Below are 13,266 nucleotides of genomic sequence, written 5' to 3'. Positions count from 1 at the left end.
ATCAGTTGCCCATCATACTTTGAATACATGGACCTGTTGCTGTAATCGCGACGCTAATGAAGCTAATTCTTGACTTGCTTGAGCGTTTTGCTGCGAGCTTTCGCTAACTAGTGAAATACTACTGCTAAATTCATTGATATTACAACTAAGTTCGTTGGCAACGATTGTTTGTTCATCTGTTGCGGTAGAAACTTCATTGTTCATATCGGCAATAAGTGCCATTTCTTGAGTGATTTCAGTCAGTAATTGTGATGAGCGTTCTGCGTATTCAACACTTTGTTTAGCACTTTCGTCGGCATTACCCATGGCGGTCACTGCTTGCTGCGCCATTGCTTGTAGTTTACTGATCATTTCGTTAATACTCGCTGTGGCTTTTTGCGTGTTGTGCGCAAGTTGCCTTACTTCATCAGCCACCACAGCGAAACCGCGACCCGACTCACCTGCGCGTGCTGCTTCAATGGCCGCATTTAACGCAAGTAAATTTGTTTGTTCAGCAACCCCTTGAATCATCATTACCACTTGGTTGATATCTGTTGATTGTGTATTTAACTCATTGATAAGTTGAGTATTGGTATTAACTATATGCGACAAGTGGTTAATTGCATCGATATTTTCTTGTACAGACTGTTGGCCAAGCTTCGCTGTCTTATCTGTGTGGGTGGCTTTTTCTGAAGTCGCAAGCGCATTAGCTGCAACTTGTTCAATAGCACTGCTCATTTGCGTAATAGCAGTAGCAATCATTGCCGATTGTTGTTCTTGTTCAGTGGCAGTGCTGGCAACTTGGTCGCTAATTGAGTTCATTTGCTCAGCGGCAGATGAGAGAGTAAGTGTTGCGCTGGTTACATCATTTACAAGAGCATGAATGCGCTCCATCATAGCGTTAAAGTGGTTTGCTGCCTGAGCTATCTCATCATTACCATGGGTTTTTGCGCGGAGCCGTAAATCAGCGTTTTCAGAGATTGATCCTATTGTTTCGCTCAGCGATAACAGAGGGTTGTGAATAGAACGATAAATAACAAAAGCGATAAACAACAAGATAATAATTAAAATAGTTATCGAAGCTGTCATTGCGATAGTGACTTGGGAAAAGTCTTTATCTGCCGCATTTTTAAATTTGTTGGCTTCATTGATCTGTAAATTAATCAGACCTTGATAACTTTCACTGAGAGGGTCAAACACGTCGTAAAGTTCTTTTACAAACACCTCATTAGGGATCGCTTTTAGCTGGTTACTGTTAACTTGGTTTAAAAACCTGCTAAGTTCACTTTCGACTACAGAGAGATTCTTTTCAACAATATTAACTAAGCGTTGTTCTTCGGAAGTGAGTTTTGTTGCTAAATAGCTTTTCCATTTATTGTCAGCAACATTCTTTGCGTTTTCAACTGCGGCTAGAAAGTCAGCTTTGGAGATTTGATCAGCGCGGTATTTATGAAATAAATCAACAATGTTAACAGCGTAATTGTCCGATACTGTTTTTATTTGCTCTAACGGAAGTACTCTGTCTCTATACAAACTATCAATTCCTTTGACCATATTAGACATCATCGACATCGTGAAAATAGATGTGATCACAAAAACAGCAACTGGTAACAAAGCTAAGACAGCTAATCTCGTACGAACAGTGTAGTTATTTAACATGAGCGAGCAAACTTTTGTAGGGACTTATTATTAAAACTAATAGAGAAATGGTTTTAAGCAAGTTTTTGCAATTGTTTGATGGGTTTTTCTTTTGATAGACCTCATTTAGTTAGTAAAGTCACCATATGCAGACTTTATATTGTAGGCAACAAAGCCAATTTTCACGTTGGCTTTGTTTTGTTCCTATTTTTACATTAATGGCCGCGATTAGGCATTTGCCTTGGTATCTGTCTTTGTGTATTGCGGCGCATTTGTTGGCGTTGCATTCCTTGCTGACGTGCTCTATTCGCCCTATTTAATTGCTGCATACGATTTTGCTGCCTGTTTTGCATATGCTGACGCTGCTGTAATGCTTGTTTCGCTTTACTTTTATCTATGCTTTGCAATTTATTTTGCACTTGCTGGCGGTCAATGTTTTGTGCCCGATCTTTGATTTGTTGCTGTTTATCAGAAGGTAATGTTTGCCATTTTCCCTCAACACGTTGTTGCCATTTATCGGCATCATGCTTGAGCACGTTTCCATTTTTATCCGCAAACACGTTGTTTGCCTTATCGCGTTGGCTGATGGCGGTTTTTAAATCGCGTTTCACTTGCTGCTTTGAAGCAAGACGAGATTTACTTTTATCGCGTTTATAAATGTTATGTCTTGGCTGTTTATTAAGATGACCTGGTTTATGGCCGATATTAATTTTGTTACCAATATTGATGTTGCCATTATTAATAAAAACTGGGCCGCGGTAACCACCGCCATACCAGCCATTACAGCAATGATAAGGTCGGTAATTTGTTGGCCAGCCGACATGCCAATTCATACCTAGATTCAAAAAGCCATTGCTCCAGCTCAAGCCAAACGACCAACCTGTCCAGTTGTTATAGCCAATATTAAAACCCCAAGTCGGTGGGCGAGGGTAGTAGTAGCCACCGCCCCAGTATGGCGGGTAATACCAACCCGTTCCATACACTGGCACGCCATAATAAGGGTATGACCACATGTAACCTGGGTAATAACCAACATACACCACCTCAGGAGTTGACTCGTATATCTCGACGTAAGTGACGTTGTAAACGGGGGAGCTTGGAGGAATTTTTGCTATGTCTTCTTTTGGAATGCTATCAGCAACAAGCCAAGGCCCTTGTGCGGAATCTGCCTTAAACCACACCGCATTATCGACTGCATAATATTTGCCTTTAATTTGCAGCACTTGTGCGTCGGTATTAATAGCATAAGAAACTTGCGTGCCCGGGATTCGTTCAAACTTAGGTTTGCCATCATAGTACACAGTTAAACTGGTATCTTTACGGCTGATAGCCGCTGTTTGCGGCACTTTTGCATCTAATACTGCTTCGTCAGCTTCTTCTGTGCCGGCAACCGAAACTCTGAGGCCAGCTAAATCTGATTCAGGTGGAATATTGGCAAAGCTTTCGGGTAGTTCGTCGCCGCGTACAAATGTCCATGGGCCTGTTTGTTGTTTTGCGCGATACCAACGCCCAGATAACAAGACATACATGTTATTCGTTTGCATTTCACGTAGCCACGGGGTTTCAGTGTTAAACACATACATGAGCTCGCCACCGGTTAAGCTTTTCCATTTAGCTGCGCCATCAGTGGCAATAAGTTCGGTGGGTTTAGTGGCTACAACAATGGCTGGTGGCGCACTAAGACCTGAACTTTCAGTATCTTTAGGGAGCATTTTTACAAGTTCGGTAGGTGGCGTTTGAGTGAATTCATAAGGCCCTTTGGCTTGTTTTGCCTGATACCAAAATTGCCCATCGGTGAGATAACAAAGTTTGCTTTTGCTATCTTTAATCACTGTCATGGCGGTGTTTAAAGCACGCTCATATTGGCTGTTTTCAACTTTACTAAACTTAGGTTCACCATCAAAACTCAGCAGTACCGACAGTTGCTCTTTGAATATAATCGTTGGAGGGTCGGTTTTTAATTGCGTTAAACTCTGCTCTGCTGCTTCTGCACTTTCAAGGCTGGCGGTGAGTTGCGAAAGCGAGGTTTCGAATTGGCTGGCTTTTATTGCTTCATTAACGACAGCAGTAAATTTTTGTTCTCCAGCATCTTTTGATTCAGGCCAGCGTACATCGGTGACTGTCATATTGCGAACGATGACGGTATCGTTTTCGCGGTCAGTATCAAATTTAGCTCTAAACCAAAACACGCCGAACACTGCGTCATTACCGGAAAGCGAAAAAGACATTGCTGCACGGGCTGTTAAAGTATTACCGTTTAGTTTCTCGGGTTGTGGCTGGTAAACAATGAGTGTGCCTTGGTTTGTTTTTACTTGTTGAGGCCACTCAATAGCTTTGCTAAAAAATGAACATAAACATAAAGAAGAGAGTATTAATACCCTGAAGGCAGTGATAAAAGGTAGGAAGAGTTTCATGGTCAATCCTTGGCTAACGTAACTCTTTAAAGTATAGCCAATGGCATCGAAAACGCTTGAAAACAGCGCCTATTTTTAAAGCGTTAGCTTAGGCGCCTTGAGTTAAAAATTGCGAGCCCGCATTTAAGCCCATTTCATAGCCTGCACTGAGTTTTTCAAATGATTTCGTTGTTCGACCAACAGCAAAGTCGGGTGGTGGTGCAATAATATTAATTTTACAATCGCTTGGTGGGTTGGCAATAAAATCAATACTTTGATTGTAATTTTCTGCACGTCTTAAGGTGGCTTCTGCTAATGCCGGGGTGTTCTTATAAAGACGTTTTACAAACCACGGCGCTTTTGAAGGCTTTTTCTTATAGCCAAGAGGCTGAGATAAAATCACGGTGATTTCTTTATTGCCCATTTCGTATGCTTTACGAATTGGAATCGAATCTGCCACGCCGCCATCAGTGAGTTGTAAATTATCGATAACGGGGAATTCTCGATAAGCAATGGGTAGTGCGCATGAGGCTTTTAATTGCTCTTCAAGAAGTGTTGTACTTGCTTTTAAATACTCAGCCTGACCAGTTTTTATATTGGTTGTGACAATATAAAACTCACTGGCTTGTTTTTCGAAAGTGTCGAGATCAAGGCGAATATCACGCATGGTTTCTTGCCACAGCCAGTCTAAATCAAATAGGTGGCCACCTTTAATAAAACGAACAAAGTCGATGAACTCAGGTCTGCAAGAGTAATCGGTGATCACCGCATGGTTACGTTTGTATTGCGCACACAAATAAGCGGCAATGTTAGTGGCTCCGGCAGAAACACCATAGCATTGAGTAAAAGGTTGGTAATTAGCTTGAATAAAAGAATCCAGTACGCCAGTGGCAAAAATACCACGCATTGCGCCACCTTCTACAACGAGAGCCCTGTTATTGTTCATTTTCGCAACCTTGCTTGTAACCGTGAATGCTTCTAACCATAACAAACACGGTTACAAAACGAAATAGAGTTTTGACTCTAAGTGAAGTTTGACGCTAGCTGAGTTATATCGCCTCTACCCAAAGTACACCGACTTGTTTATCGGTGACTTTTACTGTGCTACCCGCCGCAATGGGAAAGTGACTTTTTAATTGCCATGTAATCCCCGAATACTGATGCGTGGTTAAACCTTTATCATCAACATCAGCGTTAACGACAAAGGTAAGTTCAGCAAAATCGCTATGTATTGGTGTTGTATCGGTTTTATCTTGCATGCGTTTGAGTGGTTTCCAAAGCACGAGTGCAAAACCAAGAGTAAATACAATATTGCTCCAAAGCGCGGTGGTGTAACTTGTATCAAGTAGGCCTATATTCATTAGTAAGCCACTGGCAAATAAAGATAAGCCTAAAAACAGTAATACATAAGTACTCATACCTAGTACAGCAACTTCAACAATGAGCGCGATAACACCTATAATCATCAGTGCTTCGGCTAAATGGGTATCTAAAAATGCCATTAGCTCACCTAACTTTGTTGCTTTTTATTCAAAGAGTTAATAATAGACATGCCTTGAGCTACAAGCGAGCTTGCATCTGTGCCACTCTCTGGCAGTAATACTACAGATGACTCACGGGCAATGGCCTCTTTAGCAGCAATAGCTTTAGTAGCAAGGTCAAGTTGAATTGCTTTTTGGCCTTGCTCTGTATCGGCGGCTTCACCTACTTTACGTAGTGCATCTGCTTGTGCTTCAGCAACGGCGATAATCGCTTTTGCTTCACCTTCAGCGCGTAAAATTTGCTCGGCTTTTTCAGCTTCTGCTGCAAGGACTTGGGCTTGCTTTTTACCTTCTGCCACATTGATAGCAGACTGACGATCACCTTCTGATTCTAAAATTTGTGCACGTTTTACACGTTCTGCTTTCATTTGTGCTTCCATCGCTTCCATGACAGAGTTAGGTGGCACAATATCTTTAATCTCGTAACGTAAAACCTGAATACCCCAAGGCTCAGAAGCTTGGTTAATCGCGGTAACTATGTTGGTGTTTAACATGTCGCGCTCTTCAAAGGTTTTATCTAGCTCCATTTTGCCAAGCTCAGAGCGCATTGTTGTTTGTGATAGTTGAGTAACCGCAAACACATAGTCATCAACACCATACGTAGCTTTATACGGGTCAAGCACACGGAAATACAGCACACCATCGACGATGAGCGAGATATTATCTTTCGTGATCGCAGACTGCGAAGGTACATCTTGCGCTTGTTCTTTTAAACTGCGATCAGCGGCTATACGGTCAATAAATGGCACAATAAAGTTTAAGCCGGCTTCTTTAGTTGAATGGTACTTACCAAAACGCTCGATTAACCAAGCACGGTTTTGTGGTACAAATTTAACGCTGCTTTTTAGTAGCACTAAAACAAAAATTAGAAGAAAGACTTCTACATTTAACAACAGGTCTAAAACGCTAGAAATGGGATCCATGTACTTTCCTTAGATACAATTAAAATTATTTTTCACAGCTCAGATTACCACCACAAAGCAACCTGCGCCAATGATTTATAAGGCTAAATTAGCGAGTAATAGTAACAGCATATGTCACTACATTCAGAAAGCTATACATCAGATAGATAGATTTTAAGCAGTTTATAGTCATTAACTACATTGGTACTTTGCTCGCATATCTGCCACAACTTTAATTAAGAATTGCTCAAGCGCATTTAGATCTATATCGCTGAGTTTATTAATGTAAAGGCAAGATTTAGCGTGCTTTGTTTTGCCTAGCGTTAAAAGTTCATCGCTGTAAGTGCTAAACCCTTGCATTACATATAGGGTTAAATTGCTTTTTCGTGGTGAAAAGCCAGTCATCAACCAGTTGTATTCCCCTTTCGAGTTTCGATAACTGTAGTTACCAAAGCCAATGATTGAGTCGCCCCACATGACGGGAGTTTGTTTGGTTACTTTACTAAATAGTTCGAGTAACACCTTTGCATCTGCCTTTCTGGTTGGGTGTTCAATACGGCTAATAAATGTATCTACATTGGCATCATTGGGTTATTACGAATTCATCCCCGCCGATGCGCGCTAAACAGTCTTTGTCGCGAACGACCGCTTTCATCCTGTTAGCAACTTCTATAAGGTATGCATCTCCAATGAGATGACCATATTGGTCGTTTAACTCTTTAAACTTGTTAAGATCGATAAAGATGACAGCACCATAGTTTAGGTCTTGTTTACTAACTTGTAACGCAAGTGATAGGCGAGAATAAAAATATCGGCGGTTTAAGAGTTTTGTTAAAGGATCTGTAGATGCATCATAGAGGAGCTGTTTTTCAAGTTGTTTTCGTTCAGTAATATCTGTCGAAATACCTAAAATCCCAATAACCTTATTTGGCTCTGTGTCACAAAAAATTGGAGTTTTTACTTCCCAAAAAATATATTTGTTTCCATCAGGGAAATTTAACTCCACTTCTTCTCTTGTGCGCTCTCCTTTGATCACACGCGAATCGATTTTAGCTAGTTTCTTAACATCATTAAGCGCAAAGAAATCTTTATCGCTTTTGAATTGAAGTTCCTGTTCTGTGCACGCCAGTAGACTGAGTGTAAGTTTATTAGCATATACATAATGGGATAGTTCGTTTTTTATATAAACGTATGCAGGTACGTTATCAAGTGCAAACTTTAATTCAGCAATATGGACAGGCAATTTAGTGTTAGTAAGTTCGGCCACAATATGTCCTTATATGACAAGCCATAAATTGATAGTGAATGAAAAAATGCTATTAAACAAGACTGACCACAGTGTTAATCTCACAACTAATAATTTAGGTATAGTTTTGAAAAATAAATAGAAAGTTATTAGTTAAGATGGTTGATGAACTTTGTTATTACTTTTGGGGGATGTGCTCTTCATGCTAAAAACATCCTTGTTTTTAGTCATCACTTTTGGCTTTTAAGCTTTGTTGAGAATGGCAAGGTGCTTTGTATGATGCGCGCTAAATAAGCGACAAAAAATATAGCCCGTTACGAACATAGATAAGCTATAGGTTGCACCAGGAATGGCCATAGCTGCATTGTTGATTAAGGTGCTCGCAATTAAAATGGCAAGGGTGCCATTTTGTAGCCCAACTTCAACCGCAATGCTCATTTGTTGCTTGTGATCTAAGCCCGATATTTTTGCAAAAAACAGCCCAAGTAACAGCGTGCTGAGGTTTAATGTCAGCGTTGCAATGCCACTGGTCGCAAAAAAGCTCAGCATTTGGTCAGCATTTTTATGAATAATGCTAAGTACTATCACAATTAAGAATACACTCGAAAAACGACGAATAAAGGGTTCTATTTTCAAGCTCAAATGGGGTTTAAAGTGATTAAATACCATTCCTAAGCAAACAGGAAGTACCGTTATCATTAGCATTTGCACTATGGTTTTAATCACTGGCAAAGCGAATTCGTGGCCCGGCACACTCATTGTTTGCATGGCAAAATGCATAATTAGTGGCAAGGTAAACGGTGAGATAAATGTTGCTAGCGTTGTTAGACTTATTGACAGCGCAACATCCCCTTTGAATAAATAGGTATAGAGGTTAGAAGTCACACCACCCGGGCAGCAAGCCACTAAGATCAGGCCTATAGCGAGCTCAGGGGTTAGGGTAAAACTCATTGCTATTAAAAACGCAACGCTTGGCAATAACAGTAGTTGGCAGCTTAAGCCTATTGAAAGTGCTTTGGGGCTAATAAATAATGCCCCAAAGTCTTGCTTTTTAAGCCCTAACCCCATGCCAAACATGATGATAAATAGTGCTAAAGGCAGCACTATTTTAGTCATGATATCAATTTGCATGGTGTATCCTTATTGATCGTAACCCGGGCTTTTATTGTCGAGTAAGCGCAGTAAGGCAGGCCAAACAATTGCGCCACCCAATCCCTTTGTAGCAACCTCAGTTTGCCCTTTGATACCATCAATAATCGCGCTAGGTACTTGTACGAGTTGTTCGGTATTCTGTGACGTACGAGTTTGTACAGCGCATGCCGCTTCAAAAACATACATAAACAAAAATGCATCAGCGACCGTTTTACCCACAGTTAATAGGCCATGATTGCGCAGCATTAGAAAGTTGTTCGTGCCGAGATCATTAACTAAACGGTCTTGTTCTGCAGGATTAAGAGCAATGCCTTCGTAGTCGTGATAACCCAGACCTGAGTGCACAACAACAGCTTGCTGAGAGATAGGCAATAAGCCGTCTTTGTTGGCAGACACTGCCGTGCCATTGAGTGAGTGGGTGTGAATAACGCAATGGGCATCATCTCGCGCCATATGAATACAGCTATGAATATTAAACCCCGCAGGATTAACTGGGTATTCGCTGTCATGCAGCTTATTACATTGTTGATCTACTTTGATAAGACTTGATGCGGTAATTTCGTGAAACATCATGCCATACGGGTTTATCAAAAACTCGTTGTCTGTGCCGGGAACGCGCATTGAAATATGGGTAAAAATTAAATCATCCCAGCCATATAAAGCCACTAGGCGATACGCGGCAGCGAGCTCAACACGGGCTTGCCATTCTTGTTCTGATACTGTGTGTTTCATGGTCATGGTGTTTTCCTAAAATGGTACTTTGCGAATAATAATGTCTTTAAACATCACCCAATCACCAATAAAGCTATAAAAAGGGTGTGTAAAAGTAGCAGGGCGATTTTTCTCAAAAAAGAAATGACCAACCCAAGCAAAGCCATAGCCCACAACAGGGCATAAAATTAACCAGCTATATTGCTGCTGATAAATAGCGGTAAACAAAATAGCCAAAACAACCCAACTGCCAAAGAAGTGTAAGCGTCGACAGACTTTATTTTTATGTTCTTGTAAGTAGTAAGGGTAAAACTCTTTAAAGCTCGCGAACTCGCGTTTACTTGCTACAGTGCCCATATTGTTGTCTCCGTTGTTAATTACAGGTTAACAATAGGCTTTTATTCTTTTATTTACTTGATAGTATAGGTCATTAAATTGTTTGTTTAGGACGCGCATGAGAACCTTATCAAGCTGGTGGCTTCGTGCTATGGCTGAGTCGTTTAAATGGCAGGGCTTACCAATTAATGAGTTGTTTGCAGCGGCAAATATTCCTTTAGCAGAATTAAGTAGCCAAACAGCCCGATACCCGCAAGCGAGTGTCAGTAAGCTTTGGAAGCAGGCGCAAGCGATGTTACCAAACACGCATTTAGGTCTTTATGTTGGCAGTAACATGAATGTACGGGCTATTCCGGTAGTAGGTATGGCTATTATTCAGTCAACACAGCTATTGAGTGCTTTTCGGTTGATATTGCGTTATCAAAAATTGATGGGCGATACACATAATGTGTCTCTAATCGATCACGGTAGTGAATATGAACTTCGCTTTAACTTTAGTGATGGTGAGCGGGATATGTCACTGCTAAGCTACGAGGCACCCATGGCGTTTTGTGTGAAAATAGCGCGCACTGTGAAGGGAAAAGATTGGCACCCAACGCGAATTTGCTTGCAACGTAAAGAGCCTCATAGTGAGATTAATGCGCACTTTAATTGCAAAATTGAATACGGCGCTACGACCCATAGCCTATTTTTTAGCGAAAATACCGATAGTGAACCTGTGTTATCAAGCCAGATGAAACTGGTGACGCAAACGAATGTGACGCAGGTGCTGAGAATTTTACTTGAAGAGCATTTAATTCAAGGCCAAACCACCAATAAAGCAATGGCAAAAGCACTTAATATGAGTGAAAAAACGTTGCAACGGCGTCTTGCAAAAGAGGGCACAAATTTTAGTAAAGAATTGGCAAGATTAAGACAGCTAAAAAGTGTGTCATTGTTAAACGAAACAGACTTATCAGTCACAGAAATAGCTTTTTTATGTGGCTACTCTGAAATTAGCGCATTTCATCATGCATTTCATCGCTGGTATGGCATGTCGCCAAAAGTGTACAGGCAAAAAAATTAATGCCATAAGTCGAGTGCATTGCTGCACTCGACAAGGTTTTAAAAACTAATTAGAAGCTATAACTAATGCTTGCAGAAATACTACGACCAGAACTTTCGAGCCCTTCTAAGCTATCTGATGCAGAGTGGTTCGCAAGGCTGCCATGCTGATAATAAGTTTTGTCGAACAAGTTGCGAATAGCTAAGTTTAGATTAGCTTGACCAAAGCTTGCTCGTGCTAACCAATCAACCGTACCATAGCCTGGTGTTTCGTAATTGCCTTCGTTCACTTTGGTCATTTTTTTAGCAAAGTTCACGATTAAATCACTACCAAATGTGTCACCTTGGAAGCTCACACCCAAGTTACCTGATAGAGGGTTGATTGAGCTGATGTATTCATCGGTTTCGTCATTTTTACCGTCTTGATAACTTGCATTCAAAAACACAGAAATAGCATCTGTTGCATAGTAAGTTGTCGAAAACTCTGCGCCTTTGATGGTTACTGAGTCAATGTTCTGATACTGATATTTATCGTGGATATATCCAAATGAGCCGTCGTCATTAAATACAGTTTCACGATCTATTAATTCGGTTGCTAAAAAGTCATCAAACTTGTTGTGGAATACCGCTGCTGTAACAATAAAATCGCCTATGTGGCCACGTAAACCAAGCTCGAAAGTATCGCTTTTCTCTGGATCTAAATCATCCGCAGGTAATACTTCATAAATGTATTCAGCGGTAGGTTGGTTATAATGCTCAATGTAAGCTAGGTCATAAGCAGGTACTTTAAAGCCTTGCCCGTATTGCGCATAAGCGCTCAACATATCATTGATATAATATAAGCCACCTAAATTAAATGAGAGGTTGCTTTCATCAATTTTAGCGTATTCTTCACCATCTGTTTTTAAAGCGCCGTTTGGATCCATGCTGTAATAATCAAAACGAACACCTGGCGTTACCACCAGTTTGTCGTTTAGTAATGAGATTTCGTCATTGATGAATAAACCAGCACGAAGAGTATCATTTTTAGGGAACTTATTGGTGGTATCATCTTTGGTTGTTTCGCCTTCAACTTCACGATATTCATGCACAGTGCGTAAGCTTTCGGTTGTTTCAACATCAATACCATAACCAAGAGTGTGATGTTTATTTAAGGCTTTACTAGCATGGGAGATCAGGCCATAGGTTGTTTGCTCATAGGTGCCTGTTTTCCACATGTCACGCATTTCAACGGTACCAAACATTGGCGCATTGATGTCTAATAACGCATATTCTTGGTCGTCTTGGCGGTTATTAGTGTAGTAAAGGTTAAACTGAGCGCTATCCCATAAACGATTGGCTGAATTATTGTTGTAACTAAAGCGATATGAGTCGCTGTCTTTTTCGGTTTGCGTGTTTTCGGTGGCAATATTGTAGCCATATTCTGCTAAGCCACGGAAATAGGTAAGTAGGCCATCAGCACTGTCGCCATTGACATCTTGGCGCCACAGATCAGCAGAGAAGTTAATGTAATCTTTATCGTTTATGTTGTATTTAAGTTTGTAAAGAAGGCTTTGTGAATCAATTTCGAATGGCGCATTGCTTTGGTGTTTATTTTGCTCTTCCTCGCCATCACGAGCGGTTACACTTAATAGGTGATCAAAGTTACCATGCTGAGCATACAGTGTTGCACCTAAACTGGTTTGATCATCTAAGTCGCTGTAACCTAATTTCACACGGCCGCCAAACTGCTCACCGTCTTGTAAATAGTCGCTTGCATCTTTAGTTGTAAACACCACGATTCCGCCCAGTGCATCTGAGCCATAAAGCGAAGATGCAGCACCCTTTGCAACTTCAACTTGCTTTAAAGTATCGGTATCAATAAAGCCACGACCCACAATATCGTTCAAGCCGTTTGCACCGTAGCCTTCGTTCATTCGCATGCCGTCTTTAATCATCAGAATACGATCAGAACCCATACCTCGTACTTGAATGTTTTGTGCACCGCCAACACGGCCAGTTACCTGAATACTTGGGTCATATAAGAATAATTGACTCATATCAGTAACAACTTGTTTTTCAATATCGTCACTTGTTATTACAGAAATACTCGCAGCAACATCTTTTAATGGTTTTTCAGTACGCGAGCCACTAACAACAATTACTTCTAAATCGTCAGCTTTGATTGATTCATCGGCAATGGTAGGTGTTGCAGAAGCTGCAAGAGTCGCAGCGATTAAAATGCGTAAAGAATGTGTTTTAGCTAGGCGCATTATTGGTTTCCTTAGGAGCTTTATATTATTTGTGTACAGAGAACTGTTTTATTTTTGCCAGAATAATACGCC

At 40.8% G+C, this 13,266-nt stretch carries 12 protein-coding genes; 1 reads left to right on the top strand and 11 read right to left on the bottom strand.

Annotated elements, in window-relative coordinates; genetic code table 11:
- Positions 1-12 precede the first annotated feature (12 nt).
- The 10 genes from AOG27_RS15700 to AOG27_RS15655 form a co-directional block, all read right to left on the bottom strand.
- Positions 13-1,638, bottom strand: coding sequence for a methyl-accepting chemotaxis protein (locus AOG27_RS15700; RefSeq protein WP_054553954.1), 1,626 nt, complete (start codon positions 1,636-1,638; stop codon positions 13-15).
- 194 nt (positions 1,639-1,832) lie between these two features.
- Positions 1,833-4,031 carry a hypothetical protein gene (locus tag AOG27_RS15695; RefSeq protein WP_054553953.1) on the bottom strand — a complete coding sequence of 733 codons (2,199 nt, stop codon included), beginning with the start codon at positions 4,029-4,031 and terminating at the stop codon, positions 1,833-1,835.
- 88 nt (positions 4,032-4,119) lie between these two features.
- Positions 4,120-4,956, bottom strand: a complete 837-nt coding sequence (locus AOG27_RS15690) for a patatin-like phospholipase family protein (protein ID WP_054553952.1) — start codon at positions 4,954-4,956, stop codon at positions 4,120-4,122.
- A 103-nt stretch (positions 4,957-5,059) separates the two neighbouring features.
- Positions 5,060-5,512 (bottom strand): NfeD family protein, encoded by a 453-nt coding sequence (locus AOG27_RS15685; RefSeq protein WP_054553951.1) that lies wholly within the window; start codon positions 5,510-5,512, stop codon positions 5,060-5,062.
- A gap of 8 nt (positions 5,513-5,520) precedes the next feature.
- Positions 5,521-6,474 carry an SPFH domain-containing protein gene (locus AOG27_RS15680; protein WP_054553950.1) on the bottom strand — a complete coding sequence of 318 codons (954 nt, stop codon included), beginning with the start codon at positions 6,472-6,474 and terminating at the stop codon, positions 5,521-5,523.
- A gap of 171 nt (positions 6,475-6,645) precedes the next feature.
- Positions 6,646-6,975, bottom strand: a complete 330-nt coding sequence (locus tag AOG27_RS15675; RefSeq protein WP_200909113.1) for a DUF1801 domain-containing protein — start codon at positions 6,973-6,975, stop codon at positions 6,646-6,648.
- 61 nt (positions 6,976-7,036) lie between these two features.
- Positions 7,037-7,720: a PAS domain-containing protein gene (locus AOG27_RS21920; protein WP_054553948.1), complete on the bottom strand. Its 684-nt coding sequence runs from the start codon at positions 7,718-7,720 to the stop codon at positions 7,037-7,039.
- A gap of 222 nt (positions 7,721-7,942) precedes the next feature.
- A complete protein-coding gene (locus tag AOG27_RS15665) occupies positions 7,943-8,830 on the bottom strand; it encodes a bile acid:sodium symporter family protein (RefSeq protein ID WP_082389296.1) in 888 nt (295 codons plus the stop codon).
- Positions 8,831-8,839: 9 nt separating this feature from the next.
- The gene (locus tag AOG27_RS15660; protein WP_054553947.1) at positions 8,840-9,589 is read right to left on the bottom strand and encodes a class II aldolase/adducin family protein; all 750 of its coding nucleotides are present in this window, start codon (positions 9,587-9,589) and stop codon (positions 8,840-8,842) included.
- A gap of 9 nt (positions 9,590-9,598) precedes the next feature.
- Positions 9,599-9,919, bottom strand: coding sequence for a DUF962 domain-containing protein (locus AOG27_RS15655; protein WP_054553946.1), 321 nt, complete (start codon positions 9,917-9,919; stop codon positions 9,599-9,601).
- Between the two features lie 97 nt (positions 9,920-10,016).
- Between AOG27_RS15655 and AOG27_RS15650 the strand changes: the two genes are divergently transcribed.
- Complete coding sequence (locus tag AOG27_RS15650; RefSeq protein ID WP_054553945.1) at positions 10,017-10,964, top strand: AraC family transcriptional regulator; 948 nt, start codon at positions 10,017-10,019, stop codon at positions 10,962-10,964.
- 49 nt (positions 10,965-11,013) lie between these two features.
- On the opposite strand, the gene AOG27_RS15645 is transcribed toward AOG27_RS15650, so the two are convergent.
- Positions 11,014-13,194: a TonB-dependent hemoglobin/transferrin/lactoferrin family receptor gene (locus tag AOG27_RS15645; protein WP_054553944.1), complete on the bottom strand. Its 2,181-nt coding sequence runs from the start codon at positions 13,192-13,194 to the stop codon at positions 11,014-11,016.
- Between the last annotated feature and the right edge of the window lie 72 nt (positions 13,195-13,266).

The organism is Pseudoalteromonas lipolytica, from assembly GCF_001306915.1.
GTDB lineage: Bacteria > Pseudomonadota > Gammaproteobacteria > Enterobacterales > Alteromonadaceae > Pseudoalteromonas > Pseudoalteromonas simplex.
This window is presented reverse-complemented; position numbering and strand designations above follow the sequence as displayed.

What these genes read in the sequence shown, in the direction of transcription:
- AOG27_RS15700 (WP_054553954.1), bottom strand. Translation starts at nt 1,638, where the DNA reads ATGTTAAATAACTACACTGTTCGTACGAGATTAGCTGTCTTAGCTTTG.
- AOG27_RS15695 (WP_054553953.1), bottom strand. Translation starts at nt 4,031, where the DNA reads ATGAAACTCTTCCTACCTTTTATCACTGCCTTCAGGGTATTAATACTC.
- AOG27_RS15690 (WP_054553952.1), bottom strand. Translation starts at nt 4,956, where the DNA reads ATGAACAATAACAGGGCTCTCGTTGTAGAAGGTGGCGCAATGCGTGGT.
- AOG27_RS15685 (WP_054553951.1), bottom strand. Translation starts at nt 5,512, where the DNA reads ATGGCATTTTTAGATACCCATTTAGCCGAAGCACTGATGATTATAGGT.
- AOG27_RS15680 (WP_054553950.1), bottom strand. Translation starts at nt 6,474, where the DNA reads ATGGATCCCATTTCTAGCGTTTTAGACCTGTTGTTAAATGTAGAAGTC.
- AOG27_RS15665 (WP_082389296.1), bottom strand. Translation starts at nt 8,830, where the DNA reads ATGCAAATTGATATCATGACTAAAATAGTGCTGCCTTTAGCACTATTT.
- AOG27_RS15660 (WP_054553947.1), bottom strand. Translation starts at nt 9,589, where the DNA reads ATGACCATGAAACACACAGTATCAGAACAAGAATGGCAAGCCCGTGTT.
- AOG27_RS15655 (WP_054553946.1), bottom strand. Translation starts at nt 9,919, where the DNA reads ATGGGCACTGTAGCAAGTAAACGCGAGTTCGCGAGCTTTAAAGAGTTT.
- AOG27_RS15650 (WP_054553945.1), top strand. Translation starts at nt 10,017, where the DNA reads ATGAGAACCTTATCAAGCTGGTGGCTTCGTGCTATGGCTGAGTCGTTT.
- AOG27_RS15645 (WP_054553944.1), bottom strand. Translation starts at nt 13,194, where the DNA reads ATGCGCCTAGCTAAAACACATTCTTTACGCATTTTAATCGCTGCGACT.